We start from the raw sequence: 17,605 nt of genomic DNA, 5'->3' as shown, positions 1-17,605 counted from the left end.
GGTGGCATTAAAATCATATATTCAGTTGATCCGCGTGTTTCAACACCTATTTTTTTACGGACCATTGCACAAAATCAAATAGGCCATTAAATTAGTCGATAACGACGATTGGTAGCCGCGCAGAACAAAAATAGCATTTATTCACTTACTATTGCTCAGGAATTGTACATTTGCTTGTATTTCAAGTAAAATGGTCTGTGAAGCGGATAGAATAGAGGTGTAAGAATGAGCACATTAGATCAAACCGTTCATTTTGATTTTCGAGATAACAATCCGAAGAATGTTCACGAAACGCTGGAGACAGTTTACAAGGCTCTTGAAGAAAAGGGGTATAATCCGATCAACCAGATTGTGGGGTATCTGATTTCTGGGGACCCGGCCTATATTCCACGGTACAATGATGCGCGTAATCTAATCCGGAAACATGAGCGCGATGAGATCATTGAAGAGCTTGTTCGAAACTATCTTGGCAAGGAGCAAGCTTAATGCGCTTGATGGGGTTGGACGTCGGTTCCCGAACCGTTGGGGTCGCGGTCAGTGATCCTTTGGGCTGGACAGCTCAAGGTTTGGAAATTATTCGGATCAACGAAGACAAGGAGCAGTTCGGCATCGCCCGCCTCAAGGAGCTTGTGAAGCAATATGAGGTAACGGCGTTTGTATTGGGGTTGCCTAAAAACATGAACAACTCGATTGGACCGCGTGCGGAAAAGTCACAAGCTTACGGTGAACTGTTGAAAACAACGTTTGGGTTGCCAGTTGATTTCATTGACGAGCGACTCACAACAGTTGAGGCTTCCCGCATGTTGATTGAAGAAGCTGATGCCAGTCGCAAACGGCAAAAGCAGGTGATCGATAAATTAGCTGCTCAGATGATTCTCCAGAATTATCTGGATGCAAAAGGTCCCTTGACCAAGCAATAATCAGGGCAAGTGATGGCATGACCTCCGCCCGTGTTGAAGGAGAAACAAGATGGCAAATAATGAACATGTAACGCCCGGCGAAGACGATCAGCAGATTACGCTGATTGACGAAAAAGGCAATGAAGAATTGTATCAGGTCTTGTTCACATTTGATTCGGAAGATTATGGCAAGAGTTACGTATTGCTGTATCCGGCGAGTGAAAGTGACGATCAGGAAGTCGAAATTCAGGCTTTCTCATTTACCCCCGACGAAAATGGTGATGCCAGCTCGGGCGATCTTTTCCCGATTGAAGACGATGCTGAATGGGATATGGTTGAGGAAGTTTTGAACACTTTCTTGGCCGACGACGATTCGAATCTGAAAGATTAAGTCTTAACTCACGGCATGTAAGACCACCAGAATATTGGTGGTCTTTTTGTAGAGTGCGAGCCAGACCGGTTAGAAACCGGAGTGTAAGCGGACCTGAACGTGATGGCCGGGCTTTGGCCATTGCGCTCAGGGTCCTTACACGCAGGTTTATGGGCTGGCGAGCGCGTTTACGAGCGAAGCGTAAATTGCCAGCAGCCTAAAAAGGGAGTTAAAGCCGGCCCGGTTTTGAACTGGCGAGCATATGAACCCCACTTAATATTCGCTGGCAAAACAGATAAATTGAGCTGTGTCGCAATCAACCCCTTACCCTACTTGCCGGCTATGGTAGAATACACTTTGAGAGAGTGGAGGCATTCACGCAATGAGCGAAGAAAAGCGTCGTTTTAAAGCCGTGATCGGTGATAAAACGTACACGATTATCGGACCAGGGTCCGAACAACATTTTATAACGGTCACGAAGTTGCTGAATGAACGGCTGGCGCAAGTTAAAACACTTGCGCCAGATCTATCGGCCGAGGAACAAGCCATTTTAGTTGCCTTCAATTCTGTTTCCGATCAGGTCAAACTGTTGGCGGCGCAACAGGATGATCATGAGCAGGAAGAGTAGTGGGGGACCGTGTTGATTTCATTATCGATTATTTTAATTTTGGCTTATTTCTATTATAGCGGCGCGCGTCGTGGTGCGGCGTTGCAGTGGTTGCATGTGGCCGGTTATGGGTTGAGCTTTCTTGCTGCAACTGCACTTGCTCGGCCACTGGGGGCGCATTTTACTTTGGTAGTGCCTTACCCGTCTGCTACGAATGCCGGTCAGTTTGCATTTTATTCAGATAAAGTCGGCTTGACGCTTGATACCGCATTTTATCGCGGCTTTGCTTTTTTAGTCGTGCTGACGTTTGGCTGGTTATTAACTCGAGTAGGGGCATTGTGGTTTCACGACTTGACATATGCCGCAATGGGTCATCGACGCAGTGCCATTATTGGCGGCTGTGCTAATTTAGTGATTGGTTACATTTTTCTGTTTTTGATTTTAGCCTTGCTGGCATTGATTCCGATTGCCGGTATTCAACATGGCTTAGACCATGCCATCGTTGCCAAGGTCATGATCAAATATTCGCCAGGGCTAACACAATTTGTGAATGCTTTATGGCTATGAATGTTGACGACGCTCAGGGACGATTTATCACGTCTTTGAGCGCTTCTTGGTTATAGGAGCAATTATTTATGAATGAAAAGATTTTAAAAACCCTTGAATACGACAAGATTCAGCAAGCATTGTTGGGTCAGGTCGTGACAGCAAATGGCCGCCGGCTGGTGCAGGCCATGCAGCCGCTGACCGATCCAGTCGCCGTACAACAGGCACTAGATGAAACCGCAGACGGCGCATCGGCGTTGCGATTAAAAGGCGGTATTCCGGTGCCGCAACTCGAGAATATTGATCCGGCGCTTAAACGAGTCGACATTGGGGCCGTTTTGAATGGTCAAGAACTAGCCAGCATCAGCCGTGTCTTGCAAACGGTGAGTGCCATTGATAAATTTTTGACTGATTTACAGGATCAGATTGATTTTCGCCAGCTTTACACACTTCAAGAATCGTTAACCGTGTTACCGCAATTATCACGGCGCTTGAAGACAGCCGTTGATCCTGATGGGACATTGACCGATGAGGCTAGTCCTCAGCTGCATGGTGTTCGTGAACAGATCAAAAGTATTGAAGGCGAGATCCGCGGTAAAATGACAAATTATACTCGCGGCGCCCAATCAAAGTATTTAAGTGACCCGATTGTGACGATTCGGGATGATCGGTACGTGATTCCGGTTAAGGCTGAGTATCGCGCCAAATTTGGCGGTGTTGTCCATGATCAAAGTGCGACCGGCCAAACCTTGTTTATTGAACCGCAAGCAATTGTCGCCTTGAATAATCGACTGCGTGAGGCACAACTGGCCGAGGTAGCTGAGATTAACCGCATCTTAGCCGAATTGTCTAATGAATTAGCGCCTTATACCGGTCAAATCAAGGCGAATGCGGCGGTTCTTGGGCATTTTGACTTCATCAATGCGAAGGCGAGATTAGCCAAGGCGGAAAAAGCGACAGAGCCGTTAGTGTCGGCTGATAATGACGTATTGTTGCGTGATGCTCGGCACCCCTTGATCGATCCGCATAAGGTGGTTGGCAACGATATTCCGTTGGGCGACAAGTACCAAGCTATGGTTATCACCGGCCCGAATACCGGTGGGAAAACAATCACCCTCAAAACATTAGGACTGTTGCAGTTGATGGGGCAGTCCGGATTGTTTATTCCAGCTGATGATGAAAGTCGTATCGGCATTTTCGATGAAGTCTTTGCGGATATTGGCGATGAACAATCCATTGAGCAAAATTTGTCGACTTTTTCTGCACATATGGACAATATTGTTCATATTCTCAAACAATTGTCACAGAATAGTTTAGTGCTGTTTGATGAACTTGGCGCCGGCACTGATCCGCAAGAAGGTGCGGCGCTGGCGATCGCGATCTTGGACGCAGTGGGTGAAGTTGGCGCGTATGTGGTTGCCACGACCCATTATCCGGAATTGAAGTTGTATGGGTACAATACAGCAAAGACGATTAACGCATCGATGGAATTTGACAGCAAAACGCTGCAGCCGACTTATCGCCTTTTGGTCGGGGTACCTGGGCGCTCAAATGCGTTTGATATTTCTGCACGTTTGGGGCTGCCGAGCGTGATCGTTGAGCGTGCTAAGTCAATGATCAGCTCGGACAGCCATGAGCTGAATAATATGATCAGCGACTTGGAGAAACAGCGAAAGGCAGCGGAAACCGCTTATGAAGCCGCTCGTCGTCAGCTAGCCGATGCACAGTCTGTCCATGACGAGCTAGCGGCAGCCTACAAGAAGTTCACAACGGAACGCGATGCCCAGTTGCAGCAGGCTAAGGACAAGGCCAACACGTTGGTTGACAAGGCCCAAACGAAGGCAGATAAAATCATCAAGCAACTGCGCCAAATGCAATTGACGAATCCGGGAACCGTGAAAGAGAATCAATTGATTGCTGCCAAAACGGCGCTTAAACAATTGCATCAAGACGAGCCGCTTCAGAAAAATCGCATCTTGCGCCGTGAACGTGAGAAACAGGCATTGCATGTTGGTGATGAGGTCAAAGTGGCAAGTTACGATCAAACTGGTACCTTGCTGGAGCAATTCGATAAGAAGCATTGGCAGGTTCAACTAGGCATTTTGAAAATGAAGGTACCAACTGATGAGCTGGAAAAAATCAAGCCAAGTAAGCAATCAGCGGCGCAACGTCCGGTTGTCAAAGTAAGTGGCGGCGGGATGAGCGGCCCATCGACCACGCTGGATTTGCGCGGCGAGCGGTATGATCAGGCGATGGCGGATTTGGATCAATACATTGATGCCGCCTTATTGGCCGGTTATCCATCTGTGACGATTATTCACGGACTGGGCACTGGCGCGATTCGCAACGGGGTGACCCAGTATCTTAAACGCAATCGGCAGGTTAAAACGTATGGCTTTGCACCACAAAATGCCGGTGGTTCAGGAGCTACCATCGTAAACTTTAAGTAGCAGGTAGTTTTTTACACTTCATTGTGCTATGATTTAGTTACAAAAAGTAAGAGGAGGGATCCGTTCATGGTTCAAGCAGTAACAGATTCAAACTACAAGACGGAGACCGACACTGGCGTCACCCTAACAGATTTTTGGGCGACTTGGTGCGGCCCTTGCCGGATGCAGAGTCCGGTCATCGACAAATTGGCAGAAAGTCGCGATGACGTTAAATTCGTGAAAATGGACGTCGACGCCAATCCAGAGACACCAAAGTCTTTTGGCATTATGGCCATTCCAACCTTGGTCATCAAAAAAGATGGCGAGGTTGTTGAGAAGCTTGTTGGCTATCAAACCAAGGATCAGTTGGAGTCAACCTTGAACAAATATACGGCTTAATGAATAAGTGAACAGACACGCATCGACGCTACTGGTCGATGCGTGTTTTTTTGCACTAAAACATGTTGAATGGGATGTCACTTAAGATGAAGCTGACAGGCGTTAATTTCAAAACTTAAAATATTGAAGATTTTCTTGATGCTGATGAATTGGTCTAAAAATAACTAGGATATCAATAGTTATGTTAAAATTTTTCTAAGTCATTGTGTGGGTATTTGGGACGGTGGCAGCATAATTGTTTTACATACCAGTTTCAAAAAGGGATAGCTTAGGCTCCATAACGCGTTCGCCACCGCAGAAACCTACGCATAAGGACCTTGGACGCAATGGCCCAAGACCGGCCATCACGCCCAAGGCCGCTTATGCTTCGGTTTCTAACCGCGGTGGCTCACGCTTCTCATATTACGAAACTGTTAGCTCATTGTTACGCAATTCGTTGGCGTCATTTTTTCTGAAAACCTATAATGAATGTGTAAATAAAAACGTGGGGTGGCATCATGTTCGCAAAATTAAAAGCTATGTGGGAGAATCCCACTTTTCGATTTATTTTTTGGACCATTACGTATTTTCTTATCCTGTTGGTCTTGATTTATCTCTACGGCTACAGCGGGATTAATAACAGTAAATTCATTTATAACGAGTTCTAAAAGCGTGAACTGGCGCGACTAGAAACCGGAGCGCCAGTGAACGCGTCTAAAGAGGAGGAGAGCCAATATGATCGATAATGTGATTACTGCGATCGATCGGGTCGCCGCGGAACATCCAACGCGCGTTGCTTACGATTATGAAGGCACACAGTACACTTACGCACAATTAAAAGAAGGTAGCGATCGCTTGGCAGGCTTTTTTGCTGAAACCTTGCCTGAGCATGAGCCGATCATTGTTTACGGCGGTCAGACTTTCGATATGGTCGAGGTTTTCTTGGGCCTTTCCAAGTCTGGGCATGCATACATTCCGATTGATACCCATAGCCCCAATGAGCGGATCACGCAGGTGCAGGATGTCGCCCATACACCGGCTATCATCGAAGTAGCGCCTTTGCCGATTGCGGTTCCGGATGTTCAGATTATTCGCGCACCAGAGTTGCATGAAGCTGAGAAGACGCATGCACCCATTAGTTCATTGCAACATGCGGTCGTTGGCGATGACAATTATTATATTATTTTCACAAGCGGCACAACCGGCAAACCTAAAGGTGTTCAGATCAGTCATGATAACTTGTTGAGTTACGTGAACTGGAACATTTCCGATTTTGGTCTCAAGGAAGGCGTTGTGGCCATGTCACAGCCACCCTATTCTTTTGACTTGAGTGTCATGGATTTGTACCCGACATTGGTTTTGGGCGGTACGCTTAAGGCATTGCCAAAGGAAGTAACGGACAATTTCAAAACGTTGTTCGCAACCTTACCTAAGCTAGGTTTGAATGAGTGGGTATCAACCCCGTCGTTTGCCGAAATTGCCTTGCTTGATCCTAATTTCAATCAAGATAATTACCCTGATTTGACACATTTCCTGTTCTGTGGTGAAGAATTGGTCAATAAAACGGCGCAGGAGTTGATCACCCGTTTTCCAAAGGCAACCGTGTATAACACATATGGCCCAACCGAAACGACTGTGGCGGTCACAGGAATGGCAATTACGCAGGACATTGTGGATCAATATCCGCGTTTGCCAATTGGTTTTGCTAAACCGGATACGGAAATTTTCGTTGTCGATGAGCAAGGCAATCAAGTGTCAGCGGGTACCGAAGGCGAATTGATGATTGTTGGACCAAGTGTTTCAAAGGGGTATCTTAACAATCCTGAGAAAACGGCCAAAGCTTTCTTCAATGTTGGCAGTCAACGCGGCTATCGGTCAGGCGATTTAGCCACGATGACTGAGGATGGCATGATTTTCTATCGTGGCCGAACTGACTTTCAGGTTAAGCTGCATGGCTATCGAATCGAGCTTGAAGATGTTGATCATAACTTGAATCAGGTTTCCTACATCAAACAAGCTTCAACGGTACCGCGCTACAACAAGGATCATAAGGTTGCTCAACTGATTGCTTTTGCAGTGGCGAAGCCCAATGACTTCGAAAGCGATATGAAGCTCACTCAGGCAGTGAAAGCTGAGCTAGGCAAAATGGTGATGGAATATATGATCCCGCAGCGCATTATCTATCGTGACAAATTACCGCTGACAGCCAACGGCAAAGTCGATCGGAAAGCGCTGATTGCAGAGGTAAATCATTAATGCTGAACTTACAACCATATGAGAATCCGCAATACTTTGTTTATCTCATCATTGCTTTACTGCCAGTTATCATTGGCATGTTCAAGGGTTTCCGGATGCACTGGTACGAGAGTCTTTTCTCAATCGTTTTTCTGGTGATGATCTTTGATGCCGATAAGTGGCCGCAAGGTAAAGCACTGTTGGGATATGTTGTTTTCAATCTGCTCTTGGTCTATGCCTACTTCAAGTATCGTACGCGAGAAGGATCAAAAAACTCAACGGCAGTCTTTTATCTCAGCGTCATTTTGGGCATTGCCCAATTAGTCGTAGTCAAATTTACACCGTTGTTCCAACATCATGGGTCCATTCTTGGATTTTTGGGCATCAGTTATCTGACATTTCGGGTTGTCGGTACCATCATGGAAATTCGGGATGGGTCAATCAAAGATTTGAACATGTGGAAATTCATTCAGTTTCTACTGTTCTTCCCAACAATTTCCAGTGGTCCAATTGACCGGTATCGCCGGTTTATCAAAGACTATGATCGTGTCCCTGATCCAGAGCATTATGCCCAGTTAGTTACTAAGGCAATGCATTATTTGATGCTTGGATTTTTGTACAAGTTCATTCTTGGGTACATTTTTGGAACTTTATGGCTCCCATCGGTTGAACATATGGCCATGGTCAGTCGTACCGGCGCATTTCTAGGCTTAAGCTGGCCGGTCGTAGGTGTGATGTATGCTTACTCCTTCTATCTGTTCTTTGACTTTGCTGGTTATAGTTTATTCGCCGTTGCGATCTCGTATTTGATGGGGATCGAAACGCCAATGAACTTCAATAAACCGTGGATGTCATACAACATTAAGGATTTTTGGAATCGTTGGCATATGAGCCTAAGTTTCTGGTTCCGGGATTATATCTACATGCGTTTTGTCTTCTTTATGATGAAGCATAAGTTGATTAAATCACGGATCTGGACAGCCTTTGTCGGCTATCTGGTGTTGTTCCTGATTATGGGTATCTGGCATGGGGAAACTTGGTATTACATCACGTATGGGCTATTCCATGCGATGTTGATCAACTTGACAGACGCTTGGCTGCGGTTCAAGAAGAAGCACAAAGACTTCTTCCCGCACAACAAAGCAACGCATTACTTTGCGATCTTCATGACCGCTAATGCTGTCTGCTTCTCATTCCTGATTTTCTCAGGATTCCTAGACACACTCTGGTTCCATTAAGGTAACGTTGGTACAGGCTTGTCGCTGTGACGACAAGTCGCGGATTAAAAAGAAAGAGGTACTTAATAATGGCTGACGAAGCAATTAAAAATGGTGTTTTAGATATTTTGGCAGATTTAACCGGTTCTGATGATGTGAAGACAAATTTGGATCTGAATCTGTTTGAAACCGGCTTGTTAGATTCAATGGGGACGGTACAACTGTTGTTGGAACTGCAAAGCCAGTTCGGCGTAGAAGCACCTGTTTCTGAATTTGATCGTAGTCAATGGGATACCCCTAACAAAATCATCGCAAAGGTCGAACAAGCACAATGAAAAAACCGATCGGGAAGATCCTTTGGCGCGGACTTGGCCCGCTGCTGATCGCTGTGATCCTGGTCGCTGCGTTGATGCTCGTGCCATTTAAGTTTGGCCGCAGCAGCCAAGCAACGATTAGACAAGCGGCCAGCTCTATGTCGGCCAACGTGCTTAAAGGCGAGAATATCAAAAATGAAGCCATGGCCGAAAACTATGTTCCGTTTATCGGGTCATCCGAGCTGTCGCGGATGGATGCCTTTCATCCTTCTGTCCTGGCACAAAAGTATCATCGCAACTATCGGCCATTCTTGATGGGGATGGCTGGCACGCAGGATCTCACGCACTTCTTGTCGATCAATGCGTTACAACATGTGAATGGGAAAAAGGCAGTCATGGTGTTGTCACCGCAATGGTTTGTTCCTGGCGGGGTTCGCAAGGCGCAGTTTGATTACTTCTTTTCGCCTGCACAAATGACAACCTTCTTGTTATCAGCGAATCCTAACTCAGAGGCTGATCGTTATGCTGCTAGTCGATTGTTGCAATTTCCATCCGCTGACTCTGATCGCATCGCCAATGATGCTTTGAAGAATATTGCGGCAGGGCAGAAGTTATCTGACAGTCAGTACTGGTATTTGAAAAAAATCAAGGAACCCATGTCTGACCATCAGGATATTTTATTCTCTCAGCTGTTCTTGGATAATAATCAACCTAAGTTAACCAAAGCAGCCAAGACGCTACCAGGTACTTACGATGCTGATGTATTGGATGGTCTGGCAACACAGGATGGGATGAAGGAAACGACGAACAACGCGTTTGAGTTGAAAAATGATTTCTACACCAAACGGGTTAAGCGTAATTTGCCTAAATTAAAAGGCTCTCAGGCAACATGGAGCTATGTGAAATCACCTGAGTATTCAGATCTACAGTTGGTATTGAACACGTATGCAAAAAAGCACATGGAGGTACTGTTCGTCATTCCGCCGATCAATGCCAAGTGGGCCGCTTATACTGGTCTGGATCTCGGGATGATTCAAAACACGGTTACCAAGTTAAAGTATCAACTGAAGTCCCAAGGTTTTAATCACGTTCTTGATTTGAGTCAAGATGGTGCTCAGCCATACTTCATGGAAGACACGATTCACATTGGCTGGCGTGGCTGGCTGAAGATGGATCAAACTGTCCGGCCATTTCTCAAAACCACCAAGGCTGCACCCGTGCACTACAAGCTGAATGATGACTTTTACACAACGCGGTGGCAGCAGCGTAGTGCTAATGGCTTGAACTAAAACTTGTCGAGATTCAAAAAGCATCATACTCAAAAAGGAGTCTAAACGTAAGCAACTGCTTGCGTTTAGACTCCTTTTGATTGAGCAGTAAGCATGCAAACCCAAAAATAGGACAGTCAATTATGATACGAGTCTTTTAGCCTATTTTTTGGTTGGTTGGTGATCAGTTTCCAAGTTAATCAGATGCTCGGCTCGCGGTTGGGTATCTTGATTATCCATCACAACGGTCAGAACAACGTTTTGCTCGCGACGTTGAATCGCACTGCCGCCTTCGACTGCAAAACCTAAAACTTGTTGCAGTGCTTGCGCCAAGAACCCTGCTTCTAATTGAAAATCAGGATCTTCATATGTACGAATTCGCGTTGCCACAACGTCACCAGCGAGTAAATATTGCCGTTCCTGCCGCTTTTGTTTGAGCGGGGTGAGCGCGCCAAAGCCAACCTGCGTGAACAGTTGCGGAATGGCTGTCTCATCGACAGGCAACTTAGCAGCCAAATCGCGCCCAGCCCAATAAAGGATGTTGTGCTGTTCCTCGCCAAGCATATTCGGCAGCATGAGATCACGCATTGCTGTCAACGCAAAGAACGAAACCGAGCCTGGAAGGTTCAGCAGGGTGGTATAGTCAGATTTTGCCATGTTGTGCCTCCTGTTTCTATTCGTCTAGTATAGCGGAAAATCCAAAGCAAAGCATGATTTTCTCAACGCTTGCAATTTTTAACAAGAAAACTCACAATAAAGTTTCAGAGAGCGTGAGCAGGCGCGGTTAGAAACTGGAGCATAAGCGGCCTTGAAGCTAAATGGCTGGGCTTTGGCCATTTAGCTTCAAGGTCCTTATGTGCAGGTTTCTGCGCCTGCGAACGCGTTTTAGCGGATCCGAGGGCCATTTTGCGACCAAGGTCCTTACACGCAAACTCTCGGGCCTAGAAATGCGGCTAAAAACGATCTGTCTCACACTTCTACAGCTTCACCCAAAGCCCGTGAGGCAGAACATTTTAAAAAGAATCCTATGCAGACATTTTGGCAACATGAACTACTTTGCTTGCCATCCCTGCAAACCTGTTTCAAAAGGAGAATATTTCATGAACAAGCAACCAATCGGCTTTATTGATTCTGGTGTCGGCGGGCTGACAGTCGTTAAAGAGGCGTTGCATCAGCTGCCAGCTGAAAGCAGTGTTTATCTGGGCGATCAGGCTCGTTTGCCATATGGCCCGCGACCTGCCGAACAAGTACAGGCGTTTACTTGGCAGATGGTCAATTTCTTGCTTAAAAAGCATATTAAAATGCTCGTCATTGCCTGCAACACTGCCACCGCAGCGGCATTACCCTTAATTAAGGCTAACTTAGACATACCAGTCATCGGGGTGATCAAACCCGGCAGTCGAGCGGCACTGAAGGCGACGCAAACTGGTCACATCGGGATTATCGCCACAGAAGGCACCGTTAAAAGCGGTGCTTATGTGAAGGCTTTACGCGCAAAGGCGCCGAAGATTCGCCTAACTAGTCTGGCGGCCCCTAAATTTGTCTCATTGGTGGAAAGTAACGAAGCCCACTCACCCATTGCTAAACGGGTGGTGGCTAACACCTTGCAACCATTGCTGCATGAAGACATTGACACGTTAATTTTAGGTTGTACACATTACCCGATTCTGCGCCCGTTGATTCAAAATGTGATGGGTGATCAAGTGACCTTAATTGATTCCGGCGCCGAGACTGTGAATGATGTTTCCATGCTACTTGATTATTTTGATCTAGCAAACAACAGCGGCGACACCCCAACTCACGAATATTACACAACCGGGGCACCATCAATGTTTGACGAACTTGGCGAAGCTTGGCTTGAACTGACGGCGCCGATGCACGCCAAACATGTCAACATTGAGGCTGAGGCAGACCACGCTATGGCTACAGTGCCTGAAGCAAAGGGTAAAACGATTGTCGTTGCCAGCAAAAATCAAGGAAAGATTAAAGAATTTAAAACAATGTTTGAACCTGCTGGCATCACGGTGAAGAGTCTAGCCGACTTTTCAAGCGTGCCAACAGTTGACGAAACTGGCACAACATTTGAGGAGAACGCCCGACAAAAAGCCGATCAGTATGCCAAAGATTTGCAGTTGCCGGTGATTGCAGATGATTCTGGGTTGATGGTCGATGCTTTAGACGGGCAACCTGGTATTCGCTCAGCCCGTTATGCAGGCGATGGTCACAACGATGCAGCTAACAATGCCAAACTATTGGCAGCCTTGGCAGATGTCCCGGAAGATGATCGAACAGCGACTTTTCATACTACCTTGGTGCTTGCTAAACCGGATCATCCGGAAGCAGACTTGGTGGTACATGGTGATGTGAGCGGACTAATCACTGCGATCCCACGTGGCACAGATGGTTTTGGCTATGATCCATTCTTTTTTGTTCCAGCGTTAGGGAAGACAATGGCGGAAATGACCGCTGAAGAAAAAAATCAAATTAGTCATCGCGGGAACGCAATGAGGGCACTTGAAGATGTTTGGCAAACATGGTTGGAGGCAAACGGATGAAAATTTTAGCAGTTAGCGATACCCACGGTGATCGAGAGATTCTCACAGCTTTGTTGAAACAACAGCCGCATCTTGATGGTTATTTCTATGCCGGTGACTCAGAATTAGCCGCTGATGATGGCCTTTTTCAGCAGTACGAGGCAGTTGAAGGCAACATGGACTATGATCCTAATTTTCCCATGCAAATCACGACCACCATTCAAGGTGTGACAGTCTTCATGGCCCATGGACATCGTTTTGGGGTTAATTTTGGCCTAGATAAACTCATCGCTGCGGGCGAAGGGGTTCATGCTGATCTGATCATTTTCGGGCATACCCATCAGTTAGGTGTGGAGGAACATGCGGGGATTGTGATTCTTAATCCTGGTTCTATCAGCCAGCCGCGTGGCCAGTTTGCCAACCTTGGCGGAACTTATGCCACTGTTGAATTTACTGTGGATAACGTTCATGTTGATTTTTTGAAGCGTGATGGGGCAATCGTGCCAGAATTAAGTCGTGATTTTTCAAGGAAGCACGATTAAAAAAAGATCTCACTAGCAGGACGCTGTCAATTGACAGTGATCTGCAGGTGAGATCTTTTTGGCTAGCCTTTGATGAATAGAACTTTGTAGGTGAAGACGGCTAGGATGGCTGCTAAAATCGGAGCAACAACCGGTACCCATGAGTATCCCCAGTCGGAGCTACCTTTATGTTTAAGCGGCAGCAGTGCATGGAGAATGCGGGGACCGAGGTCACGGGCCGGGTTCAAGGCTGGCCCAGTTGGTCCACCTAGCGAGGCAACCAAGGTCGCGACCAGAAAACCCAGTCCCATGTGGGCAGTACCCAGATTATTTTGAAAAAAAGGAGCCTTGGTAATTCCGAGGGCACCGATAAAAAGAATATAGGACCCGATGAACTCGTTGACGAAACCGTTAAGCCTGCTCTTGGTGGCGCTGATCGTGCTGAAGGTGCCTAAAACATGCTGTGTATTGGTTGTGAGATCATAATGCGGTTTGTAGGCCGCAACCACCAATAACTGACCGAACATGGCACCAGCCATCTGTACCGCAATATATGGCAAGACTTCTGACCATGGGAACATGCCAGATGCAGCGAGTCCAAGGGTAAAGGCGGGATTGATGTGATTGCCTGAAATCGCGCCAAACATCATCGCAGGAATCATCACCCCAGCACCGTAGCCCACGGCAATGAGCAACCAGTCAGAGCCGTTACCTTTTGTCCCTTTTAAATCAACGTTGGCTACAGAGCCATTTCCCAGTAGCACCATAATCGCGGTGCCAATAAATTCGGCGGCTAAACGCACGCCTAGATCGTATGTCATTTGTTTCCTCCAAGTAGTTAAAATAATACCCAAAAGCTTATGAAAGTATAAATATAGCTGAAAATAGTGTACCAACTTTTTGGGGAACCGTCCATTTAAACGACTAGTAAGCGTGGGCAGGTTTCTGTGCCTGCGAATGCGCTGCTTTACGCATTATCGGACGAATTCGCTCGAAAGGTGGTTGAATCAATTAACCAATTGTCCCTCTTTTGACGGATGGCAGCGAGTAACGTAAGCGTTAAGATGAAATAAAGAAGTTGCCTGAAGCTGAATTTTTAGGCGTACTCAGGTAAAATAGGACTGTCAATAAAGGAGTTGCTCATATGTTAAATCCAGTCATTGCCAATATGCTGATCGAAAATCGGCATCACTTCATGATTTCAGCCGACATGGTTGCAACTGTGTCTGAAAACAATCCTTTGAGTCATGCCTTTTTGGTATTGACCAAGGTGCGGTATGCGAAAATTCCCGTCCTCGATCATGATTCAAAATTCAAAGGGCTCATCTCACTGCCAATGATTACCGAGACCATGCTTGGCCTTGATCACATGAGTTTTAATTCACTAGATACAATGACAGTCAAAGATGTGATGCAGACAGAGGTCGCGACCATTGATGATCCCTACGACTTGGAAAATGTCCTACATTTGCTCGTCGACAACCCATTCATTCCGGTTGTTCAAGATGGTTACTTTACTGGCATCGTCACCCGTCGTGAAGTTATGAAGGGGATCAATAATATTGGTCACAACATAGATAAGAATTTTCAATTAGAACCCTTAACAGTTACGGTACCTAAAGAATCTTAACTTAGAAAAAACGTCGCATTGCTAAAAGCAGGGCGACGCTTTTTTATATCAGCGAGCACATTCAGTGACAGTCGTGATGCCAAACTTATTTTTTCTCGTCAGCATCTGGTTTGTCTAAGAAAATGGTGGCGAGCACGCCGATGACGAGGCTAATGACAACCATGGCGATGGCGCCGAGGTGACCAGTGGCTGGCCAATAAGGGGCGATACCAGCCTCGATAAGAATCACGACTGCTGCCAAGACAATGCCGCAAACGGCGTAGTAGACTTGTGCTTCAAAATGGGCCAATAAGTAGGCCATCAATTTAGCTACTGCTATCAGACCTGCTGCAGCCCCAATCATGAACGGGAGCAACAAGGCAACTGATCCCATCGCCGTATGAAAAGCGGCCCAATTGCCGGATGCGGCAGCACGAGCCGCATCACCTAACTGACCCACAGCATTGTAAACCGTACCGTATTGATCAATCACCATCAACATGACTGAACCAGAAATACCGGGAATTGCCATCAATGAAACTGCAAAAACGCCGGCAAAGGCCATGACGCCAGCATCACTAACACTTGTCAAACGTTTAATGGCAATCAGATTCTCAGGGTCAGTACCACCAAGCTTAGCCAGCCCGTATATGGCAACGAAGCCAAAGACCACTAGTAGTAAGTACCACCATGAAAACTTTTTGGTTGTCAGTTTACGGTAAATGAACGGACCGATACCCAGCACTAAACCAATAAAGAAGCCATAGCTTGGCAGCGGCCAGCGGGTGGTGACGACCAGAACCGCCTTAGTGGAAAGCAGGATGCCGATCACAGCACCCAACCCGATCGGTGTCAAAAACCGCATATTTTTTTTGGGATCATCGCGAAAATGGTTGACCGCATTTAACAATCGGTCATAGAGGCCGACGACCACAGCAAAAATACTGCCAGAAAGTCCTGGAATGACAAGTGCGATGCCAATAATGGCACCTTTAACGAAATTTAGCATAACATCTCCTTTTGAATTGGGTTAAGCCGCTTGATGATAACGTGACAATGGCACGGTGGTTCATGAACCACTTTGCAAGTTTAACGGCGGTGTGACAACTTTTATGCCTGCAGAATTCAAGGCAGCAACGTAGGCGCCTAAGAAAGTGCGTTGCAGGCTCACTTGTTCGCCATTTTCGGCGTAAAAAAGAACCTGATAGGTGAAAGCACCATTCTTTTCTTCAGTTAGCCCAAGAATGTCAGGCTCCTCGGTAATGGTTGTAAATTTCGGTACCAAATCTTGATTCACACGTTCAATGGTTTTCCGAACTAGATCGAGATCAGCACTTGGGGCAAGCGGCAATTTAATCAGCACCTGCATATTGCTTCGCGAAAGGTTGCTGACGATGGTGATGTTGCGATTGGGAATGAAATTGACAGTCCCATCGGAACTCTTCACCACCGTCGTCCGCAAACCGACATTGGTCACGGTACCAGAGATGGTGCCGAGTTTGACGACATCCCCGACATCAAATTGTGCTTCTAAAAGGATGAAGAAGCCGGTCACGACGTCGTTTACAAATCCCTGTGCCCCAAAACCAACTGCCAAACCCACAACTCCAGCACCGGCTAACAGTGTCCCCACTGGTACGCCGAGAATCGATAAGATGGCGTAAAGGTAGAAGAAGAGCACCAGATAGAAAAAAACATTCACCGATAACGCATGAATTGTTTTGACCCGGGTGCCTGTCAGATGTGCCCGTCGTTGATAGCTTTTAAAGGTGCGATTGAGCGCAAAGCGGCCGAGCCGGTACAGAATTAAAAATAAGACGGTGAAAAACAGCAACGACAGCACTTTGTCGATAAAAGTGCCTACGATTTTATCCCAATCGATGGTTGTAAAATATTTCAGCCAAACGTTGGTTTGCTCGTTGACGGTTGTTGCTGTGACGATCATGTGTATCACGTGACTGCCTCCTTTACATTGGCACTATTTTACCAGAATCGGTGGGTGTGTGCTGGGAGATTTGGTTTGAGTGGGCGGTAAGATTCTCCGAAACGCGCAAACCGGCGCAGAAACTTTCACGTAAGGATCTTGGATGCAATGACCCCAAACCGGTCATCACGCCCAAGGCCACTTACGTTCCAGTTTCTAAGCGCGCCGGTTTGCGGTCTTAATTTTTTTGCACCGTTCTTGTCACGATGTTATGATTGTTTTAATCAACTGGTTTGAAATAGGAGGGTGTTGGATGTCAGGTGGAGAGATTGCTTGGATTATCGCGGCTGTTGCGTTTCTGATTATTGCACTTGCAATTGCGATTATTGCGGTTCGTGTTTCTGGTGTGACGAAAGAAGTTAAGGGCACGGTTGCCGAGACGAATAAGACGTTGAACACGATCAACGGAGAGCTTGGCATTTTGACGAAGGAAGTTGAAGGTCTTTTGGCTAAGAGCAACACCCTGCTTGAGGACGTGAACGGTAAGGTGGCGGCAATTGACCCCGTCTTTACTGCGATCGGCGAACTTGGTGAGAGTGTCTCCGATTTGAATCAATCAACGCGCAATTTAACTGAGCGTGTTGCGCATGGTGCCAAGAACGGAGCCAAGGCGACCGTTGCGGCTCGTATGAGTGCCAAGGCGTTTTCAATGTTGACGAAGAAAAAACATAACGATCAATAGCAGGGGGAAGAA

20 protein-coding genes are annotated in these 17,605 nt (G+C 46.6%); 16 read left to right on the top strand and 4 right to left on the bottom strand.

Annotated features, from left to right (window positions below; translation table 11 throughout):
* Positions 1 to 225: 225 nt before the first annotated feature.
* The 12 genes from ACWPAB_RS09095 to dltD all read left to right on the top strand — a co-directional run bounded on the left by ACWPAB_RS09095 (position 226) and on the right by dltD (position 10,284).
* Positions 226 to 486 (top strand): IreB family regulatory phosphoprotein, encoded by a 261-nt coding sequence (locus ACWPAB_RS09095; protein WP_003564007.1) that lies wholly within the window; start codon positions 226 to 228, stop codon positions 484 to 486.
* Positions 486 to 920 (top strand): Holliday junction resolvase RuvX, encoded by a 435-nt coding sequence (ruvX, locus tag ACWPAB_RS09090; RefSeq protein WP_003564009.1) that lies wholly within the window; start codon positions 486 to 488, stop codon positions 918 to 920. The genes ACWPAB_RS09095 and ruvX overlap by 1 nt, the downstream gene beginning before the upstream one ends.
* 49 nt (positions 921 to 969) lie before the next feature.
* Complete coding sequence (locus tag ACWPAB_RS09085) at positions 970 to 1,290, top strand: DUF1292 domain-containing protein (RefSeq protein ID WP_003564011.1); 321 nt, start codon at positions 970 to 972, stop codon at positions 1,288 to 1,290.
* Positions 1,291 to 1,651: 361 nt separating this feature from the next.
* On the top strand, positions 1,652 to 1,897 hold the full coding sequence (locus ACWPAB_RS09080) for a cell division protein ZapA (RefSeq protein WP_003569330.1): 246 nt from the start codon (positions 1,652 to 1,654) through the stop codon (positions 1,895 to 1,897).
* A 12-nt stretch (positions 1,898 to 1,909) separates the two neighbouring features.
* A complete protein-coding gene (locus ACWPAB_RS09075) occupies positions 1,910 to 2,443 on the top strand; it encodes a CvpA family protein (protein WP_003564014.1) in 534 nt (177 codons plus the stop codon).
* Positions 2,444 to 2,511: 68 nt separating this feature from the next.
* Positions 2,512 to 4,872: an endonuclease MutS2 gene (locus ACWPAB_RS09070; RefSeq protein ID WP_003569334.1), complete on the top strand. Its 2,361-nt coding sequence runs from the start codon at positions 2,512 to 2,514 to the stop codon at positions 4,870 to 4,872.
* Positions 4,873 to 4,938: 66 nt separating this feature from the next.
* Positions 4,939 to 5,250: a thioredoxin gene (gene trxA / locus ACWPAB_RS09065; RefSeq protein WP_003564019.1), complete on the top strand. Its 312-nt coding sequence runs from the start codon at positions 4,939 to 4,941 to the stop codon at positions 5,248 to 5,250.
* A gap of 497 nt (positions 5,251 to 5,747) precedes the next feature.
* On the top strand, positions 5,748 to 5,897 hold the full coding sequence (locus ACWPAB_RS09060; protein ID WP_003564021.1) for a teichoic acid D-Ala incorporation-associated protein DltX: 150 nt from the start codon (positions 5,748 to 5,750) through the stop codon (positions 5,895 to 5,897).
* A 67-nt stretch (positions 5,898 to 5,964) separates the two neighbouring features.
* Positions 5,965 to 7,485 (top strand): D-alanine--poly(phosphoribitol) ligase subunit DltA, encoded by a 1,521-nt coding sequence (gene dltA, locus ACWPAB_RS09055; RefSeq protein WP_003574134.1) that lies wholly within the window; start codon positions 5,965 to 5,967, stop codon positions 7,483 to 7,485.
* On the top strand, positions 7,485 to 8,702 hold the full coding sequence (gene dltB, locus ACWPAB_RS09050; RefSeq protein ID WP_003564026.1) for a D-alanyl-lipoteichoic acid biosynthesis protein DltB: 1,218 nt from the start codon (positions 7,485 to 7,487) through the stop codon (positions 8,700 to 8,702). Before dltA ends, dltB begins: the two co-directional genes overlap by 1 nt.
* A gap of 68 nt (positions 8,703 to 8,770) precedes the next feature.
* The gene (gene dltC / locus ACWPAB_RS09045) at positions 8,771 to 9,016 is read left to right on the top strand and encodes a D-alanine--poly(phosphoribitol) ligase subunit 2 (protein WP_003564027.1); all 246 of its coding nucleotides are present in this window, start codon (positions 8,771 to 8,773) and stop codon (positions 9,014 to 9,016) included.
* Positions 9,013 to 10,284, top strand: coding sequence for a D-alanyl-lipoteichoic acid biosynthesis protein DltD (gene dltD / locus ACWPAB_RS09040; RefSeq protein WP_003569340.1), 1,272 nt, complete (start codon positions 9,013 to 9,015; stop codon positions 10,282 to 10,284). Before dltC ends, dltD begins: the two co-directional genes overlap by 4 nt.
* A gap of 141 nt (positions 10,285 to 10,425) precedes the next feature.
* On the opposite strand, the gene ACWPAB_RS09035 is transcribed toward dltD, so the two are convergent.
* Positions 10,426 to 10,920 (bottom strand): DUF2507 domain-containing protein, encoded by a 495-nt coding sequence (locus ACWPAB_RS09035; RefSeq protein ID WP_003564031.1) that lies wholly within the window; start codon positions 10,918 to 10,920, stop codon positions 10,426 to 10,428.
* A 443-nt stretch (positions 10,921 to 11,363) separates the two neighbouring features.
* On the opposite strand from ACWPAB_RS09035, the gene racE reads away from it, so the two are divergent.
* Positions 11,364 to 12,818 (top strand): glutamate racemase, encoded by a 1,455-nt coding sequence (gene racE, locus ACWPAB_RS09030; protein WP_003569342.1) that lies wholly within the window; start codon positions 11,364 to 11,366, stop codon positions 12,816 to 12,818.
* Positions 12,815 to 13,339 (top strand): YfcE family phosphodiesterase, encoded by a 525-nt coding sequence (locus tag ACWPAB_RS09025; protein WP_003569344.1) that lies wholly within the window; start codon positions 12,815 to 12,817, stop codon positions 13,337 to 13,339. The genes racE and ACWPAB_RS09025 overlap by 4 nt, the downstream gene beginning before the upstream one ends.
* A gap of 62 nt (positions 13,340 to 13,401) precedes the next feature.
* On the opposite strand, the gene ACWPAB_RS09020 is transcribed toward ACWPAB_RS09025, so the two are convergent.
* On the bottom strand, positions 13,402 to 14,139 hold the full coding sequence (locus ACWPAB_RS09020; protein ID WP_003587388.1) for an MIP/aquaporin family protein: 738 nt from the start codon (positions 14,137 to 14,139) through the stop codon (positions 13,402 to 13,404).
* Positions 14,140 to 14,462: 323 nt separating this feature from the next.
* Between ACWPAB_RS09020 and cbpB the strand changes: the two genes are divergently transcribed.
* Entirely contained in the window at positions 14,463 to 14,948 is a 486-nt protein-coding gene (gene cbpB / locus ACWPAB_RS09015; protein WP_003564036.1) for a cyclic-di-AMP-binding protein CbpB, read from the top strand.
* A gap of 85 nt (positions 14,949 to 15,033) precedes the next feature.
* Here cbpB and ACWPAB_RS09010 read toward each other — a convergent pair whose 3' ends face one another.
* Both ACWPAB_RS09010 and ACWPAB_RS09005 read right to left on the bottom strand, forming a co-directional pair.
* Positions 15,034 to 15,936, bottom strand: coding sequence for a DUF368 domain-containing protein (locus tag ACWPAB_RS09010; RefSeq protein WP_003607386.1), 903 nt, complete (start codon positions 15,934 to 15,936; stop codon positions 15,034 to 15,036).
* Between the two features lie 60 nt (positions 15,937 to 15,996).
* The gene (locus ACWPAB_RS09005) at positions 15,997 to 16,872 is read right to left on the bottom strand and encodes a mechanosensitive ion channel family protein (RefSeq protein WP_011674287.1); all 876 of its coding nucleotides are present in this window, start codon (positions 16,870 to 16,872) and stop codon (positions 15,997 to 15,999) included.
* 292 nt (positions 16,873 to 17,164) lie between these two features.
* Here ACWPAB_RS09005 and ACWPAB_RS09000 point away from each other — a divergent pair, with 292 nt between their 5' ends.
* On the top strand, positions 17,165 to 17,593 hold the full coding sequence (locus ACWPAB_RS09000; protein WP_003569354.1) for a DUF948 domain-containing protein: 429 nt from the start codon (positions 17,165 to 17,167) through the stop codon (positions 17,591 to 17,593).
* The last annotated feature ends 12 nt before the right edge of the window (positions 17,594 to 17,605 follow it).

The organism is Lacticaseibacillus sp. 30 (genome assembly GCF_053819265.1).
The sequence above is the reverse complement of the archived record's forward strand: the minus strand, read 5'-3'. Positions and strand labels throughout refer to the sequence as shown.